At 73.2% G+C, this 20984-nt stretch carries 15 protein-coding genes; 12 read left to right on the top strand and 3 right to left on the bottom strand.

Going from position 1 to position 20984, the window contains the following annotated elements; translation table 11 throughout:
- Nucleotides 1-6 precede the first annotated feature (6 nt).
- The 5 genes from ABZ836_RS29110 (at nucleotide 7) to ABZ836_RS29090 (ending at nucleotide 5522) form a co-directional block, all read left to right on the top strand.
- Nucleotides 7-711 carry a histidine phosphatase family protein gene (locus ABZ836_RS29110; RefSeq protein ID WP_356133758.1) on the top strand — a complete coding sequence of 235 codons (705 nt, stop codon included), beginning with the start codon at nucleotides 7-9 and terminating at the stop codon, nucleotides 709-711.
- Nucleotides 692-1744: an ADP-ribosylglycohydrolase family protein gene (locus tag ABZ836_RS29105; protein ID WP_361147137.1), complete on the top strand. Its 1053-nt coding sequence runs from the start codon at nucleotides 692-694 to the stop codon at nucleotides 1742-1744. Before ABZ836_RS29110 ends, ABZ836_RS29105 begins: the two co-directional genes overlap by 20 nt.
- 258 nt (nucleotides 1745-2002) lie before the next feature.
- Entirely contained in the window at nucleotides 2003-3775 is a 1773-nt protein-coding gene (locus tag ABZ836_RS29100; RefSeq protein WP_361147155.1) for a DUF4153 domain-containing protein, read from the top strand.
- A 362-nt stretch (nucleotides 3776-4137) separates the two neighbouring features.
- The gene (locus ABZ836_RS29095) at nucleotides 4138-4839 is read left to right on the top strand and encodes a ribonuclease HII (protein WP_361147134.1); all 702 of its coding nucleotides are present in this window, start codon (nucleotides 4138-4140) and stop codon (nucleotides 4837-4839) included.
- Between the two features lie 77 nt (nucleotides 4840-4916).
- Complete coding sequence (locus ABZ836_RS29090) at nucleotides 4917-5522, top strand: hypothetical protein (protein WP_356133754.1); 606 nt, start codon at nucleotides 4917-4919, stop codon at nucleotides 5520-5522.
- A 175-nt stretch (nucleotides 5523-5697) separates the two neighbouring features.
- Here ABZ836_RS29090 and ABZ836_RS29085 read toward each other — a convergent pair whose 3' ends face one another.
- Nucleotides 5698-6324 carry a hypothetical protein gene (locus ABZ836_RS29085; RefSeq protein ID WP_356133752.1) on the bottom strand — a complete coding sequence of 209 codons (627 nt, stop codon included), beginning with the start codon at nucleotides 6322-6324 and terminating at the stop codon, nucleotides 5698-5700.
- Between the two features lie 399 nt (nucleotides 6325-6723).
- Entirely contained in the window at nucleotides 6724-8895 is a 2172-nt protein-coding gene (locus ABZ836_RS29080) for a RecQ family ATP-dependent DNA helicase (protein WP_361147130.1), read from the bottom strand.
- 113 nt (nucleotides 8896-9008) lie between these two features.
- On the opposite strand from ABZ836_RS29080, the gene ABZ836_RS29075 reads away from it, so the two are divergent.
- The 6 genes from ABZ836_RS29075 (at nucleotide 9009) to ABZ836_RS29050 (ending at nucleotide 17805) form a co-directional block, all read left to right on the top strand.
- Nucleotides 9009-10691 carry a DUF4192 domain-containing protein gene (locus ABZ836_RS29075; protein ID WP_361147127.1) on the top strand — a complete coding sequence of 561 codons (1683 nt, stop codon included), beginning with the start codon at nucleotides 9009-9011 and terminating at the stop codon, nucleotides 10689-10691.
- 290 nt (nucleotides 10692-10981) lie between these two features.
- Nucleotides 10982-11740: an NUDIX domain-containing protein gene (locus ABZ836_RS29070; RefSeq protein ID WP_356133746.1), complete on the top strand. Its 759-nt coding sequence runs from the start codon at nucleotides 10982-10984 to the stop codon at nucleotides 11738-11740.
- An 88-nt stretch (nucleotides 11741-11828) separates the two neighbouring features.
- Nucleotides 11829-13745 (top strand): ABC transporter ATP-binding protein, encoded by a 1917-nt coding sequence (locus ABZ836_RS29065; RefSeq protein ID WP_361147123.1) that lies wholly within the window; start codon nucleotides 11829-11831, stop codon nucleotides 13743-13745.
- Nucleotides 13746-13930: 185 nt separating this feature from the next.
- Nucleotides 13931-14863 carry an FCD domain-containing protein gene (locus tag ABZ836_RS29060; RefSeq protein ID WP_361147120.1) on the top strand — a complete coding sequence of 311 codons (933 nt, stop codon included), beginning with the start codon at nucleotides 13931-13933 and terminating at the stop codon, nucleotides 14861-14863.
- 416 nt (nucleotides 14864-15279) lie between these two features.
- Nucleotides 15280-16806, top strand: coding sequence for an RNA polymerase sigma factor (locus ABZ836_RS29055; protein WP_361147117.1), 1527 nt, complete (start codon nucleotides 15280-15282; stop codon nucleotides 16804-16806).
- Between the two features lie 213 nt (nucleotides 16807-17019).
- Nucleotides 17020-17805: a serine protease gene (locus tag ABZ836_RS29050; RefSeq protein ID WP_361147152.1), complete on the top strand. Its 786-nt coding sequence runs from the start codon at nucleotides 17020-17022 to the stop codon at nucleotides 17803-17805.
- Between the two features lie 212 nt (nucleotides 17806-18017).
- On the opposite strand, the gene ABZ836_RS29045 is transcribed toward ABZ836_RS29050, so the two are convergent.
- Nucleotides 18018-18254, bottom strand: coding sequence for a hypothetical protein (locus ABZ836_RS29045; protein ID WP_356133736.1), 237 nt, complete (start codon nucleotides 18252-18254; stop codon nucleotides 18018-18020).
- A 452-nt stretch (nucleotides 18255-18706) separates the two neighbouring features.
- On the opposite strand from ABZ836_RS29045, the gene ABZ836_RS29040 reads away from it, so the two are divergent.
- Complete coding sequence (locus ABZ836_RS29040) at nucleotides 18707-20830, top strand: DNA topoisomerase IV subunit B (RefSeq protein ID WP_356133734.1); 2124 nt, start codon at nucleotides 18707-18709, stop codon at nucleotides 20828-20830.
- Nucleotides 20831-20984: the final 154 nt, after the last annotated feature.

Genomic DNA, 20984 nt, shown 5'->3' with positions numbered 1-20984 from the left:
TCCTGTATGGCCCGACCACGCCGCATCGTCCTTGTCCGGCACGGCGAGTCCGCGGGGAACGCCGACGACTCCGTCTACGAACGCACCCCGGACCACGCCCTGCCCCTCACCGAGCGGGGCTGGCAGCAGGCCGAGGAGACCGGCCGCAGACTGCGCGCGATCTTCGGCTCCGAGCGCGTCAGCGTCTACGTCTCCCCCTACCGGCGCACCCACGAGACCTTCCAGGCGCTCGGCCTGGACCCGGCGCGCGTCCGGGTCCGCGAGGAACCCAGGCTGCGCGAGCAGGACTGGGGCAACTGGCAGGACCCCGACGACGTCGCGCGCCAGAAGGCCAACCGCGACGCCTATGGCCACTTCTTCTACCGCTTCGCCCAGGGCGAGTCCGGCGCCGACGTCTACGACCGCGTCGGCGGCTTCCTGGAGAGCCTCTTCCGCAGCTTCGAGGACTCCGGACACCCGCCGAACGTGCTGCTGGTCACGCACGGCCTGGCGATGCGGCTGTTCTGCATGCGCTGGTTCCACTGGACGGTGGACGAGTTCGAGTCCCTCTCCAACCCGGGGAACGGCGAGACGCGCATGCTCGTTCTGGGGGAGAACGGCAAGTACACCCTGGACCGCCCCTTCGAGCGCTGGCGCGAACCGGAGCCGAAAGCCTCTGGCCGGCGACAGGGCCCACCAGCAGGATGGCAGAGTGACGACCTCGACCGCTGACCCTTCCCCGTCCCCGGGAGCACGCCTGGACCGTGCCCTCGCCTCCCTCACCGGCCTCACCGTGGGCGACGCCCTCGGCTCGCAGTTCTTCGTCCCCGCCAACGGCCCCCTGCTCCGCCGGGGCGACCTTCCGCCCGGCTTGTGGGGCTGGACCGACGACGCCGAGATGGCCTGCTCCGTGGTGGCCGTCCTCGCCGCCCGCGGCGGCGTCGACCAGGACGAACTGGCCGCCGCCTTCGCCCGGCACCACGACTTCGACCGCGGGTACGGCCCCGCCGTCAACCGGATGCTGCGCCTGGTCCGCGAGGGCGGGGACTGGCGGGAGCTCTCCGCGGCCCTCTTCGACGGGCAGGGGTCCTGGGGCAACGGCGCGGCGATGCGGGTCGCCCCGCTGGGGGCGTGGTTCGCCGACGACCCCGAGCGCGCGGTCCGCGAGGCCACCCTCTCCGCCGTCGTCACCCACCGCCACCCCGAGGGAGTGGCGGGGGCCCAGGCCGTCGCCGCGGCCGCCGCGCTGTCGGCCCGGTCCGGCGGCGCCCACCGGCCCGAGGAACTGATCGACGGCGTCCTGGCGCTGCTGCCCGCCCGGAGTATGGTCGGTCTCGGCCTGGAGCGGGTCCGCACCCTGCTCGACTACGAGGACGCGGCCACCGTCGCCGCCGTCGTCGGCTGCGGCCGCCGCAGCACCGCCCAGGACACCGTGCCCTTCGCCCTGTGGTCCGCGGCGCGCTCCGCGGGCGACTACCGGACGGCCTTCTGGACGACCGCGCGGGCCGGCGGTGACGTCGACACCACCTGCGCCGTGGTCGGGGGCGTCGTCGCGGCGGGCGGCGCGGTCGCCGCGCCGCCCGCGGAGTGGGTGGAGCGGACGGAGCCGCTGCCGGAGTGGGCGCCGGGCGCGCTGTCGGGTTCGGTGCCGGGGCTGACGCCCGCGGGCGGGCCGGAGCCGGTGGACCTGAGCGGGGTTCCGGTTGCTCCGGTTGCTCCGGTTGCTCCGGTCGCTCCGGTCGCACCGGTCGCACCGGTCGCCTGAGCCGGGCCCTTTTCCCTCGTCCCGCCTTCCGCAACCCGTCGTGTGTCACAGACATGCCACAGGGTTGCCACAGGCTCCCTCCGGCCCGTGGTTCGCCTGTGGCACAGGGCTAGCCTGAGCGCCCGTGCCGCCTGGTGATCACGCGGTTCCACGACGACACATCGCACCGAGACCCCTCCCGCGCCCCGTCGGCGCCGGCTTCGCCGGGGTCGTCGGGCATCGCCCGCGGTCGGTGGGGGAGGGGTCGGTTTGTCCGACATGCCAGTGCAGGGGGACGCGCAGGGGAGACCGGACGGGGAGGAGCCGGACACCCAGGACGCCGGCCACACCGGAGCGTCCGCCGCCGCGGGGGAGCGGCAGCGGGAACCGGAGGCCTCCGCATCCGCGCACGCCCACCGGCAGGCGACCGGTGCCCCCGGGCCGGTGCAGGCGCCCCGGCAGGCGACCGGTGCCGCCGGGCCGGCGCAGGCGCGGCAGCGCATCTCCGGAACAGGTGAAGGCGGTTGGCCCGCGCCACCGGCCGGCACCGCCGTGCGACCGCCGCAGCCCGGCTGGTTCGACAGGGTCAGGGCCGCCGCCCCGGCCCCGGTGACCACCGTGACGCTCTGGGCCGCGCTGGCGAGCGGGCTCGTCGCCGCACTGGTGCTGGCCGACGGGCTCGGCGTGAACCTGCTGCTCGTCGCCCTGCCCGCCGCCGTGGCCGCCTGGGCCGCCGCCCGTCGTGCGAAGCGCGGCCTGCGCCCCTGGACGGTCGTCTGGGCGGTGGCCGGGCTCGCCCTGCTGGCCGTGCCCGCTCTGAGGGACGCCGGGTGGCCGGTGTTCCTCGCCGTCGCCGGGGCCTTCGCCATGGGGGCGCTGGCCCTCAACGGCGGGCGCTCCTGGGCCGCCGTCCTGTTCGCCCCGCTCGGGTTGTGCGCGGGGCTGGCCGAGGGCCTGATCTGGGGTGTGCGCGGTGTCCGGGAGCGTTTCGCCGGTTCCTCGGGCCGCCTGGGACCGGTGCTGCGCGGAGCGGCGGTGGCCGTGGTGCTGCTCGTCGTCTTCGGCGCGCTGTTCGCCGGAGCCGACGCGGCCTTCGCGGACCTGCTCGGCAACCTGATCCCCGACCTGGACGAGCCCGTGGACGGGCCGCTGCGCCTGCTGATGTTCGCCCTCGGGGTGATGGGCGCCCTGGCCGCGGCGCGCACCGCGGCCGCCCCCGTTCCGTGGGACCGCACCCGCGTCCCGGCCGGCCGTCCGCGCGGCCGCACCGAGTGGGCGATGCCGCTGGTCGTGCTGACCCTGCTGTTCGCCGCCTTCAACGCGGTGCAGCTCACAGTGCTCTTCGGCGGCTACGACGCGGTCCTGAGGAGGACCGGCCTGAGCTACGCCGACTACGCGCGGCAGGGCTTCTGGCAGTTGCTGATCGTTACCCTGCTGTTCCTGGTCGTGGTCGTCGTGGCCGCCCGCACCGCGCCCCGCTCCGGCCCGGGCGACCGTCTTCTCGTGCGCGGTGTCCTCGGGGTGCTCTGCGCGCTCGCGCTGGTCGTGGTGGCCTCCGCGGTCACCCGCATGAACATGTACGTCGACGCCTACGGGCTGACCCGTCTGCGGATCTCCGTGCTGACGATGGAGTTCTGGCTGGGGCTCGTGATCGTGCTGATCATGGTGGCGGGGATCAGGGGTTCCGGGTGGCTGCCGCGCGCCGTCGCCGTCTCGGCCGCCGCGGGGGTCCTGACGTTCGGCCTGATGTCCCCGGACGCGCTGATCGCCGAGCATAATGTCGCGCGGTACACGGAGGACGGCAAGCTGGACCGGATGTACCTCGAGGGACTGTCGGTCGACGCCGTGCCGGCCCTCGACCGCCTCCGCGAGCCGGTGCGCAGCTGCCTGCTCGCCGAGTACGCGGGCGAACTGGACGAGGACACCCCGTGGTACGCCACCAGCTGGAGCGAACGGCAGGCGCGGTCGGTCCTGGCCGAGAGGCCGGTCGAGTTCGACCCGGCGCAGTGCGTGCCTCCGCGGGAACGGTGGGAGTCGGAGCTGTACGAGTAGCCGCCGCTGCGGTGACCGCGGGGGACGGTGAGGGAACGGTGGGGGGTGGCTGTGCGGCCGCCCCCCACGGTGTTTCCGCGGCACTGCGCAAAAGGGCCCTTCGTGGTTCGCCTTAGCGAAGTGGTGGAGGCTTTGCGTGGGGTCGCGCAGGAGTGTCGAGAGGCGTGTCGAGGCCGCTCGGTTCACCCGGACGCCTCGAATCAGCATGACTGTGGTGACGATTCGGATGGGTGCGCCTCGGCCGTTCGGCCTGCTCCGCGGCTTGCGGTGCGCTGGTTCGCGGAATGTGCGGAAGCGAATGCGGCAGCCGATGCCGGGCCGGGGGTCACGCCCGGCCGGGGGCGGCGTAGTCTAAGAACGTCATGCCCTACGAACCGCCCACGCACGCCGTCGAGCGCTCCCTTCGCGCCACGACCGGAGCCAAGGTCGTCGCCGGTGTCGACGAGGTGGGCCGCGGAGCATGGGCCGGCCCCGTCACCGTCTGCGCGGCGATCACGGGCCTGCGCCGCCCGCCCGAAGGCCTCACCGACTCGAAGCTGCTGACCGTGAAGCGGCGCAACGAACTCGCCGGTCAGCTCCGCGACTGGGTCACCGCCTACGCGCTGGGGCACGCCTCCCCAGAGGAGATCGACGACCTGGGCATGACCGCGGCGCTGCGGCTCGCCGCGGTGCGCGCCCTGGAAGAACTTCCGGTCCGGCCGGACGCGGTGATCCTCGACGGCAAGCACGACTACCTCGGCGCCCCCTGGCAGGTACGCACGGTGATCAAGGGGGACCGGAGCTGCGTGGCCGTGGCCGCCGCCTCGGTGATAGCCAAGGTGGAGCGGGACGCCATGATGGCGGAACTGGGGGCGAACCACACGGACTTCGCCTTCGCCGCCAACGCCGGCTATCCGTCCCCCGTCCACCGGGCCGCGCTGGAGGAAAGGGGACCCACCCCGCACCACCGGTTGTCGTGGGCGTATCTTGATGCGCTGCCACGGTGGCGTCACCTGAAGAAGGTCCGCACCTGGGCGGAGGCGAGCGTTCCGGAGATCGAAGGCCAACTGGGCTTCGACTTCTGACCGGTCCGCCTGCGCGGTACCACCTTCCGACGTGCCCCGCCCCCGTGGGGCGCACCGACATTTGATAGACATCAGCCATGCCTCTCAGTCCCGAGGAGCCCCAGATTCCCGAGAGCGCCCAGGGTCCCCGCACCGCTCCGGCCCCCAGCCGCAGCATGCCGACCCCCCGCCCCGTCCCCGGTCCGCGCCCCGCGGCCGCCGCGCGTCCCGGCCGACCGGGCCCGCGCCCGGTCCCGCCGGCGCAGCGCACCGCACCCAAGCCCGGCCCCCAGGCCGCCCCGCCGGCCGTCGGCACCCCACAGATCCAGCTGATCCCGGCACCGGTGGACGGTGCGCTGGACGCCGCCGAGGAGGCCGTGGACCTGCTGCTGGACTCCGGCCGCGCCCCGGGGGAGGTGCTGGTGATCACCACCGGCGACCCGCACCCCTGGGCGGCCCACGAGCTGTCCTTCGGCGACGCGTCCTACTGGGCGCAGCACGACGCCGGTGACGACGTGTTCTACGCCGACGCCACCGCCGTGGACCGACTCGCCACGCGCCCGGTCGCCGTGGTCGCGGTCAACGGTGGCACCGACAGCGCGCTGGCCGAGGCGCTGCCCGCGGCGCTGCGCCGGGCGGGCACCCTGCTGATCGTCTGCGGCGAGCCGCAGCGGGTCAACGCCGTGCTGGGCGCCGGGGTCTGACTCCGGGCCGCCCGCACCCTGGGCCGGTCCGGTCGCCCGGCGCACACTGGTGAAGTCCCGCGCTCCGGGGGAGCCGTGGGGCCGGTGGTGCCTCAGGTCCTGGTCCGGTGGAGCCTTGGTCTCGGCGTCCGGCGCGACCGGTGGAGCCGTGCTGTGCGGTGTCGAGCGGTGCCGTTCAGCGGGCCGCCGCGCGCCGGAGGATCTCGGACGCGGCCCCGCCCGTGCGGGGCAGGGGTATGGGTGCCGCGCCGCCGAACAGTTCCGGCGGTGCCCCCAGGTGGGGACGGCGTCCGCCACGGCCCTCGCCCTGGACCTGCCAGCCGTCCTGGGTCAGCGTGATGTAGGCGCCGCAGCGCAGCCCGTGCAGCGTGCACGCGTCGCGCAGGCCCCACATCCAGGCGCCGTCCTCCTCCGTCCAGCGGTTGTCGCCCTCGCGGCAGTACAGCAGCACGGCGGTGCGCACCGGGCTCCGGCGGCGCAGGTCGTGGGGGGTCACCCGGCGCAACTGCGCCAGCAGCGCGTTGCGGAACATCCAGCCGTCCGCGGGAGTACCGGGCCGACGGGTGAACGAGGCGCTGGCGCGTAGCCGCTCGTCCGGGTCGAGGACGGCGACCACGGCGGTCTCCGGCGCGGGCAGATGCCTGGAGTGCAGGCCGTTGACGACCTCGCGAGGGTTGCGGAGCAGCGGCACGCCGGCGGCGCTCCACTCCGCGGGTTCGAGCAGGCGACTGGTGGACGCGGCGGTCGGGTCGGCGGACGTCGACACGGCTGCCGCGGAGGACGGGGCGAATCCGAAGGTCACGGTCCTCCCTTCGGCAGTACGCCCACTGCGGGCGGGATCGGATTCGGGGGAGCGCGCACCACGAGGTGCCCGGCCGTTCGACGGCGGGTCAGCGCGAGGGCGGAGTTCAATTCTTGCCCCCGAACTGAACCTCGGCAACGAGCAATTGGGGTCGCTGACCGCTTTCTGGCGTTCCGTTCCTAATATCCCCACCGCACGGACGTGCCAACCCGGCGCACGGCCTGAAAGGCTGCCAGCCTTGCGTACACGCCTGGTGACCGTGGGTCCGGGCGCCCGGCGGCGAGACTGCCGTAGGTGGTTGTCCTCGCCCCGGCGAGGCCGCGGGAAGCGGCTTTCCCGCCCACCAAGAGCCCCCAACAGCCTCCCGGAGTGGCGCCCCCGGGCCCCGCCCCGGACGCCTCATGCCTGGACGGCGAGCACCAGCGGCAGCACCCCCGGAGCGCCCGCACGGCGCAGGAGACGCGCCGCCACCGCCAGCGTCCACCCCGTCTCCGTCCAGTCGTCCACGAGCAGCACCGGCCCGGGGGCGGAGGCCAGCGCCGTGGCCAGGCCGGGCGACACCGTCAGTGAGTCGTGCAGCGCCCTGAGCCGCTGCGCGCTGTTGCTCCGGTGCGGCGGCGGCGCCTCCTGCGTGTACTCGACCGCGCCCAGCAGAGGGAGCCGGCCCACCTCCGAGATCCGGGCCCCCAGGGTGCCCACCAGTTGCGGACGGGACCGCGAGGCCACCGTCACCACACCCACGGGCCGCGCCTGGGCCCGCTCCACCCCGGGGGCCCAACCGCCAGGCCCCTTGGCCCAGTCGGCGAGCACCTCCACCACCGCACGCGCCACGTCGTCCGGCACCGGCACGTCCGGGGCCTGCGGCGCCAGCAGGGGGCGTAGCCGGTTGCCCCAGCCGATGTCCGACAGCCTGCCGAGGGCCCGACCTTCGGAGGCCTGCTCGGACGCCGGGATGCGCCCCTTCAGATCGACGCCCACGGCCGCCATCCCGGTGGGCCACATCTTGCGGGGCTCCACCTCCACACCGGCCCGGCCGAGGTCCGAGCGCGCGGCGTCCAGCGAGCCCGAGGACGCGTCGGCGGTGAAGCGCGCCCCCGCGCAGTTGTCGCAGCGGCCGCAGGGCGCCGCCTCCTCGTCGTCCAGCTGACGCCGCAGGAACTCCATGCGGCAGCCGGTGGTGGTGGCGTAGGCGCGCATCGCCTCCTGCTCCGCCTCGCGCTGCCGGGCCACCCAGGCGTACCGCTCGCCGTCGTAGCTCCACGACATCCCCGTGGCGACCCAGCCGCCCTTGACCCGGCGTACCGCACCGTCCACGTCGAGCACCTTGAGCATGGTCTCCAGCCGCGACCGGCGCAGCTCCACCAAGGGCTCCAGGGCGGGCAGCGACAGGGGCCGGTCCGAGCGGCCCAGGACGTCGAGGGTGCGCCGCACCGTCTCCTCCGGCGGGAAGGCCAGCGAGGCGAAGTAGCGCCAGATCGCCTCGTCCTCCCTGCCCGGCAGCAGCAGCACCTCCGCGTGTTCCACACCGCGTCCGGCACGGCCGACCTGCTGGTAGTAGGCGATCGGGGAGGAGGGCGAGCCCAGGTGGACCACGAAACCCAGGTCGGGCTTGTCGAAGCCCATCCCGAGGGCCGAGGTGGCGATCAGGGCCTTGACCTTGTTGTGCAGCAGGTCGTCCTCCGCCTGCTGGCGTTCCGCGTTCTCCGTCTTCCCGGTGTAGGAGGCCACGGTGTGCCCGCGGCGGCGGAGGAAGGCCGTGACCTCCTCGGCCGCCGCCACCGTCAGCGTGTAGACGATGCCGGAGCCCGGCAGGTCGTCCAGGTGGTCGGCCAGCCAGGCGAGGCGGTGCGCGGCGTCGGGGAGTTCCAGGACGCTCAGGCTGAGGCTCTCCCGGTCCAGCGGGCCGCGCAGCACCAGGGCGTCGGAGTCCGCCGCACCGGTACCGAGCTGCTCGGCGACGTCGGCCGTGACCCGGGCGTTGGCGGTGGCCGTGGTCGCCAGCACGGGCACCCCGGAGGGCAACTCCTGGAGCATCGTGCGCAGGCGGCGGTAGTCGGGACGGAAGTCGTGCCCCCAGTCCGAGATGCAGTGCGCCTCGTCCACCACCAGCAGACCGGTCGTCGCCGCGAGGGACGGCAGCACGTTGTCGCGGAAGTCCGGGTTGTTCAGCCGTTCGGGACTGACCAGCAGCACGTCCACCGCGCCCGCCGCGATCTCGGCCTGGACCGTCTCCCAGTCCTCCTGGTTGGCCGAGTTGATCGTCCGCGCCCGGATGCCGGCGCGGGCGGCCGACTCCACCTGGTTGCGCATCAGCGCCAGCAGCGGCGAGACGATGACCGTCGGGCCGCTGCCGCGGGCGCGCAGCAGCGAGGTCGCCACGAAGTACACCGCGGACTTGCCCCAGCCCGTGCGCTGCACCACCAGGGCGCGGCGGCGGTGCGCGACCAGTGCCTCGACGGCCCGCCACTGGTCCTCGCGCAGGCGCGCCCGGCCGCTGGGGTCGCCGACGAGCCGGGCGAGGACGGTGTCGGCCTCGGTCCGCAGTTCCGTGGTGTCGTGGTGCTGGTCCATGGGTCCCATCAAACAGGACGGCGGCGACAGGCGCGGTTTGTCCACAGGCCGGCTGTCCACAGCCGAACGGGTGAGAGGTTGCGGTGCCGCGCTGTGGCTCGCATCGTCACGGCATGACACATCGCGAAGAAAACACCGCTTCCTCCGCTTCCTCCGGTTCTGCGGGTGCCTCCGGTTCCCCCGCGTCCTCCGGCTCTTCCGGTCCCTTCGCCTTCTCCGTGAACGGAACCGACGACGCCACCGGCATCGGCACTCCGGATCCCGGCTTCGGGCCGGTCACCCTGCGGAGCGCCGGGGAGCTTGCCGACGCCCTGCCCTACCTGCTCGGCCACCGGCCGGAGGACTGCATGGTGCTGGTGGCCCTGCACGACTCCGGGGACCACGGGCGCTTCGGCGGCAGGGCGCGGCTGGGCATCCCCGCCGATCCCGCCGGCTGGCAGGCCGCCGCCGGGCAGCTCGCGCTGGGCCTGGTGACCGGCAGTGCCCGCCGGGGCTCCGCGGTCAGCAGCATGGTGGCCTACGTGTGCCAGGAACCCGGACCGGGCGAGTCCGGGCGGGCCGTGATGGAGCGCTTGCGGCCGCTGGCGCAGTTCCTGCGCACCGAGTGCGGGAAGCTGGACGTCCCGGTGATCGAGGCGCTGTGCCTCTCCGACGGGCGGTACTGGTCCTACTGCTGCTCGGACGACGCCTGCTGCCCCGCCGACGGCACACCGGTGGGCCTGCCCGGCACCTCGGTGCTCGCCGCAGCCGCGGCCTTCGCGGGGCTGAGGGTGCGCGGATCGCTGGCCGAGGTCCGTGCCCGGCTGCGGCCCTGGGAGGGGACCGCGGCGGTGGCCGCTCAGGAGGCCGCGCTGGACGCGGCGGCCGCCGAGCTGCTGCCGCGCCTGGTGGAGGACGACGGCCGTGCGGAGGTGGCGGAGGAGACGATGGCACTGGCCGCCCGCGTCCACCACCGGTTCGCCTCCGAACCGGCGCGCCCCGACACGCCGGACGCGGACCTCAGGGACGACGAACTCCTCTCCCACGACGAGGCGGCGGCGCTGATCCTGGGTCTGCAGGACCGCGTCACCCGGGACCGGGCCGCGGAGTGGATGGAGGGCGACGAAGCCGCCCCGGCCCTCCGGCTCTGGCGAGCGCTCTCCCGCCGCTGCGTGGGCTCCTACGGCGAGCACGCGGCACCGACCATGACCCTGGCGGGCTGGGTGGCCTGGTCCACCGGCGACGAAGTGGAGGCGCGGGAGGCCCTGGCGATGGCGCTGGCCGCCGACCCGGACCACCTCTTCGCCCGCCTGCTGCACCGGGCCGTCGACGAAGGGCTGGACCCGGAATCCGTCCGCACCTGCCTGCGTGGGGAGCGGGCTCGCCGGGCGGCCGCGCCCGCGACCCCCGCCGGGCCGCCGCCGGGTCGTGGCGGCGCCGGGCCCGGCGAGTCCCCGTACGCTCCCGCGGCCGACGAGGGCGCGTCGGGGGACGTCGGGCCGGGAGGCGTTGCCGCGCCGGACCGTGATCCTGACGGGGAGGAGCCGCGTTCGGAGGATGGTGGGGACGGTGTGACGTCGGCGGATCCGGAGCCCACAGGGGAGGAGTCCGCCGGCAGGACGGCGCGGATCGCCGCCGGTGGTGCCAGGAGCCGCCCGGCGTCCTGCCGCGTACCGGTGCGAGCCCGAACCGCCGGCGGCGGGCGTGGTCCCGGCCGCGCCGACGCCCGGCTCAGCCGTCCCCGAGGGCGCGGCGGCCCCTCCGGCCCGGAGATGTCGGCCCGCCTCCGGCGCGGAAGGAGGCGGGAGGGCATGTGAGCGGAGGAGGCGGGAGCGGGGAGCAGGCGGCAGCGGCGGCGGACGAGGGCAGAGGAGGGCGAAGAAGGGCAGTCGCGGACCCTCCGGCTTGGGTCACCTGGATGGCGGTGTCCCAGTCCGGGTCCCGGCGGCGGGACCCGGCGTGCGGACTCGACGGGCCGAGGCCGAGGTCGAGGCCGAGGTCGAGGTCGCCGGCGACCGGGTGGCGGCGGGTCCGGCCGTGATCATCCGGGGCGGCCCGGTGCGTCCGAAGCGGTGATTATCGTCAGGCAGACGACTATGATCGCGTCATGCCCTACGACCCGTCAGCCTTTCCGCCCTTCGCCGTCACCGTGGACCTGGTGGTGCTGACCGTGCGCCGCCATTCGCTGTGCGCATTGGCGGTCCGCCGCGGCGAGCCCCCGTTCCAGGGCCGCTGGGCCCTGCCCGGTGGTTTCGTGCGCGAGGACGAGGACCTGACCCAGGCCGCGGCACGCGAACTCCTCGAGGAGACCGGTCTGCGGGCCCACGACCCCTCCACCCCGACGGAGCCCCCGCAGGACAACGGCGCCCACCTCGAACAGCTCGCCACCTACGGGGACCCGAAGCGGGACCCGCGCATGCGGGTGGTCAGCGTCGCCCACCTCGCCCTCGCCCCTGACCTTCCCGCCCCGCGTCCCGGCGGCGACGCCGGTGACGCCCGCTGGGCTGCCGTGGAGGAACTCCTCCAGCCCTCCGGGACCGGTGAGGACTCCGCCCCACTCGCCTTCGACCACGCGCACATCCTGGCCGACGGGGTGGAGCGAGCACGCTCGAAGATCGAATACTCCTCGCTGGCCACGGCGTTCTGTCCTCCCGAGTTCACCGTGGGAGAACTGCGCCGTGTCTACGAGGCGGTGTGGGGTGTCGCCCTCGATCCGCGGAACTTCCACCGCAAGGTCACCGGCACGCCTGGCTTTCTGGTGCCCACCGGTGGCACCACGACCCGCCAGGGAGGCCGGCCCGCCCAGTTGTTCCGTGCCGGTGGGGCGACCTTGCTCAACCCGCCCATGCTGCGCCCCGAGGTCTGACCGGATACGCCCGGAGCCGGCCCGACCGCAACAGTTCAAAACGGGCAAAACGTAAGGAGATAGCGCGTATGGCGCTATCTTGCTTCGGGTGATCAAGGCCATCGGACTCACCAGCGCCCCCCGCAAGGAGCTCCCGCCCGTCGTCGACGACGTCTCCTTCGAGGCGCTGCCCGGCCGGGTCACCGCACTCCTCGGCGCGCCGGGCGCGGGCAGAACCACGGTCCTCCAACTCATGCTCGGGCTACAGCCGGGACGCGGCGTCACCCACTTCCGGGGCCGCCCCCTGCACGAGTCCCCCGCCCCCCTGCGCGAGGTCGGCGTGCTCCTCGGGGATGTGCCGGGTCACCCCGCCCGGACGGTCCGTGGCCACCTCCGCATGCTCTGTGCCGCCGCGGGGACGCCCGCCGCCCGCGCCGACGAACTCCTGGAGTGCACCGGCCTGACGGAGTGGCGCGACCGACGCCTCGACGCCCTCTCCCGGGGCGCCGACCGCCGACTCGGCATGGCCTGCGCCCTGCTGGCCGCCCCACACGCCCTGGTGCTCGACGAACCGGCCGCCGGACTCGCCCCCGGCGACCTGCGCTGGCTCCGCGCCACCCTGCGCCGGTACGCGGACCACGGCGGCGCGGTGCTGTTCACCACCGCCGACCCCAAGGAGGCCGCCCGGATCGCCGATCAGGTGGTCACCCTCGAGCGCGGGCGCGTGGTGGCCGACCAGTCCGCCGGGGAGTTCGCAGCGGCCCGGCTGCGCCGCCGTGTCGCGGTCCGCACACCGCACGCCGAACGCCTCGCGGACCTGCTGGCCAAGGAGGGGAGGATCGCCCGCCGTCCCGTGGAAGTGGTCCGCGAGGGCGGGGCTCTGCTGTCGGTCTACGGCAGCACCTGTGCCGAGGTCGGCGAGGCCGCCTACCGGCACCGCATCCCCGTCCACCAACTCGCCGAGGAAACCGGGGACATGGGTGCGGGTGCGGGAGCGGGTGCGGGTGCGGGTGCGGGTGCGGGAGCGGATGCCGTGCCCGGATCGCGGCCCACCGGGCGGTCCACCCCGGCCGCGCACGACCACGCCGATCCGGACGCCTTGGACGCCTCGGGCGCATCGCACGCCCCGGAGGCCCGGGAGGCCTCGGACACCCCAGGGGCCCGGGAGGAATGGGAGCTCTCGGAGCATCGGCCCGCGCCGCGGAAGGGCGCCGGCGCCGACCGCCCGTCGGTCCCGCCGATCCGGGTGCGCCGGCCCTTCTCCCCGCTGCGACCGCTGCGTTACGAGGTGCGGCGGACCCTCGGAACCGGCGTCCTGCCCCGCACCTGGGGCGCCGTCGTCCTGCTCTCCGCCCTGCTCACCCTCCTGCTGTCCCAGATCGGTCACACCCCGCACGCCCGGCTGCTGGCGGCCTGGCCCGCCCAACTGCCGCTCCCGCCCGCCGCGCTGGGCGCCGCGCTGATCGGCGCACTCTCCTCCGGGCAGGAGTTCCGCCACCCCGCCCTCGCCGTCGACCGGGGCACCGTGCCCCGCAGGCTGGGGCTGCTCGCCGCCAAGCTCCTGGTGTCGGCGCTCGCGGCCGTCGTTCCCGCCCTCGCCGCCGTGACGGTCGACGCGGGGCTGCTCCGGCTGCTGCTGGGCGACGAGTACGCCGCACCGCCCCCGCAGTGGCCCGCGCTCGCCGTCGCCTGGCTGGCCCTGGTGACGGCCTGCGCCTGGGCGGGCGTCCTGGCCGCCGGTCTCTTCCGCTCCGTCGCCGGCGGACTGGCCGCGGTGCTCGCCGTCCCGGTGGTCGCGGCCCCGCTGGCCGGCCGGGCCGCGGCGCTCCTGGCACCCGCCGCCGGGCCGCGCGGCTCACACCTGGCCGGCGGTGCACTGGTCGAGCGGTGGGCCCGGGACCGGGGCGAAGTGGCCGCCGAGGTGTTGCGCCTGCTCGGGCAACCCGTCGGACTCGCCATGACCTTGGCCTTGGCCGTCCTCGTGGGGGCGTACGCGATGACCGCGTTGCGCAGCGCGGTTCGTTGATGACCGGATCGAGGCGAAGAAGGATCGATCACTTCCGTCGGACCTCACGGAACGTCCAACTCGCCTGGGAACGTCACATTTCTTTCCGATAAGGCGTCAATTGAGACGGGGTGAGCGATCACCCTTTCGTGTGCTTTTCACCAAAGCCCTCAAGGGAGTTGGAGCCAGCGCCGACAAAAGAGGGTGTGAGTACCCTTGCGCACACCATGATGACCGCCGCCCGCTCCGCCGAATCCGGCCTGGCCGGCGCGGGTGAACTCGACCGCTACCCCTACGCGGAAGGCCCCGCGGCCGACCGGGTCGGCGCGCCCGTCTGGGAGTCCGACCCCGAGTTGGGCCGGGTCGGCACCCGCCGCGCCGCCGGGAGCCGGGGCCGCGGCCTGCACGGCCAACTCGTTCAGCAGTTGGGACAGATGATCGTCTCCGGCGACCTCGGTGCGGACCGGCCGCTCGTGCCCGAGGAGATCGGCCAGCGGTTCGAGGTGTCCCGCACCGTCGTCCGCGAGTCCCTCCGGGTCCTGGAGGCCAAGGGGCTGGTCAGCGCCCGGCCCAACGTGGGCACCCGGGTGCGGCCGGTCAGCGACTGGAACCTGCTCGACCCCGACATCATCGAGTGGCGGGCCTTCGGGCCGCAGCGCGACCACCAGCGCCGTGAGCTGACCGAGCTCCGCTGGACGATCGAGCCGCTCGCCGCCCGGCTCGCCGCCGGACACGGCCGGGAGGACGTCCAGCAGCGCCTCGCCGACATGGTCGAGATCATGAACCACTCGGTCGCCCAGGGGGACGCCCTGACGTTCTCGCGGGCCGACGCGGAGTTCCACCACCTGCTGATCCAGGTCGCCGGCAACCGCATGCTGGAGCACCTCTCCGGCATCGTCTCGTCCGCGCTCCAGGTGTCCGGCGGCCCGGTCACCGGCTGTGACCGCCCGAACGAGGCCTCGCTGGGGCACCACGCCCGGATCCTGGACGCCCTCGCGGGCGGCGACGGCGCGGCGGCCGAGGCGGCGATGCGGCAGCTGCTGAGCGTCCACCCCGAGGCGATGCACTCCGAGCCGATGCACCCGGAGACCGTGCACCCCGAGATGGAGCGCGTGGTTCCCGCGCCGCGCGAACACTGACAGGAGGGCACGGGCGCCGCCGGGGCGGGACTCCGGCGGCCCCTCCCTTCGGCGCCACCCGTCGCTTCTTAGGCGCCCTGGTTCGTCGTCCAGGGCGGGCAGGCGGCGTGAGGGGTGTCCTGCATCACGGCATCTGCGGACAACCGTCGCTCCGTGACCGGTGATGACCGACTATCTTCGGTATTGCACCGATTCGCGGTGTGACTCGGGCCACGCAGATTAGGCGTAACGCTCGGCGGAGCAGCGCGATGACCTAAGAGGTGACAGCCGAGGAAGGAATGCGGACGCCGTACGCGGCGCTTGTCTCTTCCCGGCCCGAGCCCGCGCCGTCGGCTCATCCCCAGGTCGGCGGTCGTCGGCTCCTGTCCTCGCGGACGGGGCCGGAAGCCGTTTTCCAACGTTCCGAGAGGTTGTTCGTGTCGGCCAGCACATCCCGTACGCTCCCGCCGGAGATCGCCGAGTCCGTCTCTCTCATGGCGCTCATCGAGCGTGGGAAGGCTGAGGGGCAGATCGGCGGCGATGACGTGCGTCGCGCTTTCGAAGCCGACCAGATTCCGGCCACTCAGTGGAAGAACGTCCTCCGCAGCCTCAACCAGATCCTCGAAGAAGAGGGCGTGACGTTGATGGTGAACGCGGCGGAGCCCAAGCGCGCCCGCAAGAGCGTCGCCGCCAAGGCCACGGCCAAGCGCACCACGACCCGCTCGGTCGCCGCGAAGGCGGTGACCAAGAAGGCCGCCGCCGCTCCGGTGGCGCCCGCCGAGGAGGGCGAGGAGCCGGAGGCCGCCACGCCCGCGAAGAAGGCCGCGGCGAAGAAGACCACCGCCAAGAAGACGGTGGCCAAGAAGACCACGGCCAAGAAGACCGCGGCCAAGAAGACCACGGCCAAGAAGGACGACCCGGAACTCGTCGAGGAGGAGCTCGAGGAGACCCCGGGCAAGGCCGCCGACGAGCCGGAGGGCGCCGAGAGCGCGGGCTTCGTGCTGTCCGACGAGGACGAGGACGACGCCCCCGCGCAGCAGGTCGCCGCGGCCGGCGCCACCGCAGACCCGGTCAAGGACTACCTGAAGCAGATCGGCAAGGTCCCGCTGCTCAACGCCGAGCAGGAGGTCGAGCTCGCCAAGCGCATCGAGGCCGGTCTGTTCGCCGAGGACAAGCTGGCCAACTCCGACAAGATCGCGCCCAAGCTCAAGCGCGAGCTGGAGATCATCGCCGAGGACGGCCGCCGCGCCAAGAACCACCTGCTGGAGGCCAACCTCCGTCTGGTGGTCTCGCTGGCCAAGCGTTACACCGGCCGCGGCATGCTCTTCCTGGACCTGATCCAGGAAGGCAACCTCGGTCTGATCCGCGCGGTCGAGAAGTTCGACTACACCAAGGGCTACAAGTTCTCCACGTACGCCACCTGGTGGATCCGTCAGGCCATCACCCGCGCCATGGCCGACCAGGCCCGCACCATCCGCATCCCGGTGCACATGGTCGAGGTCATCAACAAGCTGGCCCGCGTCCAGCGCCAGATGCTCCAGGACCTGGGCCGCGAGCCCACCCCGGAGGAGCTGGCCAAGGAACTCGACATGACCCCGGAGAAGGTCATTGAGGTCCAGAAGTACGGCCGCGAGCCCATCTCGCTGCACACCCCGCTGGGCGAGGACGGCGACAGCGAGTTCGGTGACCTGATCGAGGACTCCGAGGCGGTCGTCCCGGCCGACGCGGTCAGCTTCACCCTGCTCCAGGAGCAGCTCCACTCCGTCCTGGACACGCTGTCCGAGCGTGAGGCGGGCGTGGTCTCGATGCGCTTCGGCCTGACCGACGGCCAGCCGAAGACCCTCGACGAGATCGGCAAGGTCTACGGCGTGACGCGCGAGCGCATCCGCCAGATCGAGTCGAAGACCATGTCGAAGCTGCGCCACCCGTCGCGTTCGCAGGTCCTGCGCGACTACCTCGACTGACCGGACCGGTCACCACCGGTCGGAAAACGGCGCGAAGGCCCGGCTCCTCTCCCGAGGAGCCGGGCCTTCGCGCCGTCGGACCTGTGGCGGGGCGCCCCGCTGGATTACTTTGGGTCGACACATGGTCGACCCGGAGTGAGGGATGTTATGCGTTTTCTCCCAGCCGTGGGGGTCGCGGCGGTGACGTCGTCGCTGGCGGCGGTGGCGGCACTGATGCCGGCCGCCCCGGCGGTGGCCGAGGCGGGGTCCGCCCGCGGCGGCGCCTCGCGTGTGGTCGTGGGCGGGTTTCCGGTGCAGGTGGAGCAGGCTCCCTGGACGGTGGCGCTCTCCAGCCGGGAGCTGTTCGGCGACACCAGAGCCGGTCACTTCTGCGGCGGCGCGGTGATCGGCGCCAGGACCGTCCTCACGGCCGCGCACTGCCTGGGCCAGGAGGTGCTGGGCAGGCCGGTCGAACAGGTCACGGACCTCACGGTGATCGCCGGGCGCTCCACGCTGACCGGTGAGGGGGGCCAGGAGGTGGAGGTGCGGGACACCTGGGTGAACCCGGAGTACGACACCGCCACCAACGCCGGCGACTTCGCCGTGCTCACCCTGGCGGATCCGCTGCCACGCGGCTCGGTCGTCAAGGCGGCCCCGGCCGGGGACAGCGCCTACCGCGCCGGCACGGCCGCCATGGTCTACGGCTGGGGCGACGTCACCGGTGCGGGGGCCTACTCCCGGACGCTCCGGGCGGCGCAGGTGCACGTGCTGGAGGACGGGTGGTGCGAGGAGGCCTATCCGGGCGGCTCGGACGGCACCTACACGCCCGGGGTGATGCTCTGCGCCGGAGAACCCGAAGGGGGCCCCGACGCCTGTCAGGGGGACAGTGGAGGCCCTCTGGTGGCCAAGGGCAGGCTCGTCGGACTGGTGTCCTGGGGCAGCGGCTGCGGCCAGGCCCGGAAGCCGGGGGTGTACACCCGGGTGTCCGAGGTCGTGCGCATGCTGGCGGGTGACCGTTGACGGAGGGCCGCCGGGCGAGGCCGAGGTCCAGCGAGCGTGATCGGTGGAGGTTCACCGACCGAGTCCGCCGACCGGGTCCGGCGTCGTGGGCCGGACGGGTGGATGCGCACGTGAACGAGCAGAGGCGGCCGACCTCCCTCGTCGAGGGAGGCGACCGCCTTTGTCACCCGGCCTGTGCCGGACTAGCTCGTCGTGGGTGGGAGCGCCGGCGCCTAACGGTCCCCGTCCGGGTCGGCCGGAGCCGGACCCGAGGACGTCAGCCGCTCCGTCTCGTCCTGTATCTCGGCGGCGATCTTCTTGAGTTCCGGCTCGAACTTGCGGCCGTGGTGGGCGCAGAAGAGCAGTTCTCCGCCGCTCAGCAGGACGACGCGCAGGTATGCCTGGGCGCCGCAGCGGTCGCAGCGATCGGCGGCCGTCAGCGGGCTCGCGGGGGTCAGAACAGTAGTCACGTCGCCTCTTCTCTAGCTCGACGAGCTGTCGTACCAGGGTCAACATCCAACCAGGCCGAAAACGTTCCCGCTCGCGGCTTTTCCTCGAAAGATTTCTCGGCGAGGCGGCTGTCTGCTGCCGGTTGGCGGCGAATGTGCCGTAGTGCGTGTCTTCGTGTCGTACGGGTTCGCGCTTCTTCCAGTGTCGGTCCTCCGGCGACCGAACGCCGCTTGTTGAGGAGGACGTGCCCGGAGCCTAGAGGGTTCATGCCTGCCGTGGAACGTGATGTGTGCTTCACTCCTCCGAGGTATCGAACGCGCATACGAATGTGGCTTAGGGTTGGATCGCGGGTGAGGGTGGCGTTACACCGGTCCCATCAGGCATCGGTACTCTCTGGAGCGGCACCGAGCCGTGGCGCGTCCCCCAGTGGCGCCGAGACATGCCCAGAAAAATTCAGCGAGGAGCGAACCGCGTGACCGCCGACACGACCGTGCCGTCCACAGCTTTGCTGACCGGAGCAGATCGGGACGGTTCCAACTACACCGCGCGGCACCTGCTCGTCCTCGAGGGGCTCGAGGCCGTCCGCAAGCGCCCCGGCATGTACATCGGGTCCACGGACAGCCGTGGCCTGATGCACTGCCTCTGGGAGATCATCGACAACTCCGTCGACGAGGCCCTGGGCGGGTACTGCGACCACATCGAGGTCATCCTGCACGACGACGCCTCCGTCGAGGTCAGGGACAACGGCCGGGGCATCCCGGTGGACGTCGAGCCCAAGACCGGCCTCTCCGGCGTCGAGGTCGTGATGACCAAGCTGCACGCGGGCGGCAAGTTCGGCGGCGGCTCCTACGCCGCCTCCGGCGGTCTGCACGGCGTCGGCGCCTCCGTGGTGAACGCCCTCTCCGCCCGGCTGGACGTCGAGGTCGACCGCGGCGGGCACACGCATGCCATCAGCTTCCGGCGCGGCGTCCCCGGCGAGTTCACGGGCCGGGGCGAGAACGCGAAGTTCGAGCCCGGCAGCGGCCTGCGCAAGGCCCGGAAGATCCCCAAGAGCCGCTCCGGCACCCGGGTCCGCTACTGGGCGGACCGCCAGATCTTCCTGAAGGACGCCAAGCTCTCGCTGGACAACCTGCACCAGCGGGCCCGGCAGACCGCCTTCCTGGTCCCCGGGCTCACCATCGTCGTGCGGGACGAGTTCGGCCTCGGGGACGGGGGCAGCAAGGGCGAGGAGTCCTTCCGCTACGACGGGGGCATCAGCGAGTTCTGCGAGTACCTCGCCGCCGACCGGCCGATCTGCGACGTCCTGCGCTTCTCCGGCCAGGGCACCTTCAAGGAGACGGTCCCCGTCCTCGACGAGCACGGGCAGATGACCCCCACCGAGGTCACCCGGGAACTCGGTGTGGACGTCGCGCTGCGCTGGGGCACCGGCTACGACACCACGCTGCGCTCCTTCGTCAACATCATCGCCACGCCCAAGGGCGGCACCCACGTCGCCGGCTTCGAGCAGGCGGTCGCGCGGACGATGAACGAGGTGCTGCGCACCAAGAAGATGCTGCGCGTCGCCGAGGACGACATCGTCAAGGACGACGCCATAGAGGGCATGACGGCGGTCGTCACGGTCCGCCTCGCCGAGCCCCAGTTCGAGGGCCAGACCAAGGAGGTGCTCGGCACCTCTGCGGCCCGCAGGGTGGTGAACCAGGTCGTCTCCAAGGAGCTCAAGGCGTTCCTGACCTCGGCCAAGCGGGACGCCGCCCAGCAGGCGCGTGCCGTCCTGGAGAAGGCCGTGGCCGCCGCCCGGACCCGGATCGCGGCCCGCCAGCACAAGGACGCCCAGCGTCGCAAGACGGCGCTGGAGTCCTCCTCGCTCCCCGCCAAGCTGGCCGACTGCCGCAGCGACGACGTCGACCGCAGCGAGCTCTTCATCGTGGAGGGCGACTCCGCGCTGGGCACGGCGAAACTGGCCCGCAACTCCGAGTTCCAGGCGCTGCTGCCGATCCGGGGCAAGATCCTCAACGTGCAGAAGTCGTCGGTCAGCGACATGCTGAAGAACGCCGAATGCGGCGCGATCATCCAGGTCATAGGCGCGGGGTCGGGTCGCACCTTCGACATCGACGCGGCCCGCTACGGCAAGATCATCATGATGACCGACGCCGACGTGGACGGCTCGCACATCCGCTGCCTCCTGCTGACCCTCTTCCAGCGCTACATGCGGCCCATGGTCGAGGCCGGCCGGGTCTTCGCGGCCGTGCCCCCGCTGCACCGCATCGAGCTGGTCCAGCCCAAGCGCGGCCAGGACAAGTACGTGTACACGTACTCCGACCGCGAGCTCCGCGAGACGCTGATGGAGTTCGAGCGCAAGGGCGTGCGCTACAAGGACGCCATCCAGCGCTACAAGGGTCTCGGGGAGATGGACGCCGACCAGCTGGCCGAGACGACCATGGACCCGCGCCACCGCACCCTGCGCCGGATCAACCTCTCCGACCTGGAGGCGGCCGAGCAGGTGTTCGACCTGCTGATGGGCAACGACGTGGCGCCCCGCAAGGAGTTCATCTCCAGCTCCGCGGCGACGCTGGACCGCTCCCGGATCGACGCCTGAGGTCCCTGACCGGCTCCTGAGGTCCCGGACCGACCGGCTCCTGAAGCGAGACGGTCCTGCCGCGGCCCCGCCCGTGACGTCCCGGACGTCACGGGCCTCCCCGTCCGAGGCGGACTCCGCGTCCTGCTCGGCCTGGTCGGCGGCGACCTCGGTC

The sequence above is a fragment of the Streptomyces sp. NPDC047130 genome, assembly GCF_040643475.1.
Classification (GTDB): domain Bacteria; phylum Actinomycetota; class Actinomycetes; order Streptomycetales; family Streptomycetaceae; genus Streptomyces.
The sequence above is the reverse complement of the archived record's forward strand: the minus strand, read 5'-3'. Positions and strand labels throughout refer to the sequence as shown.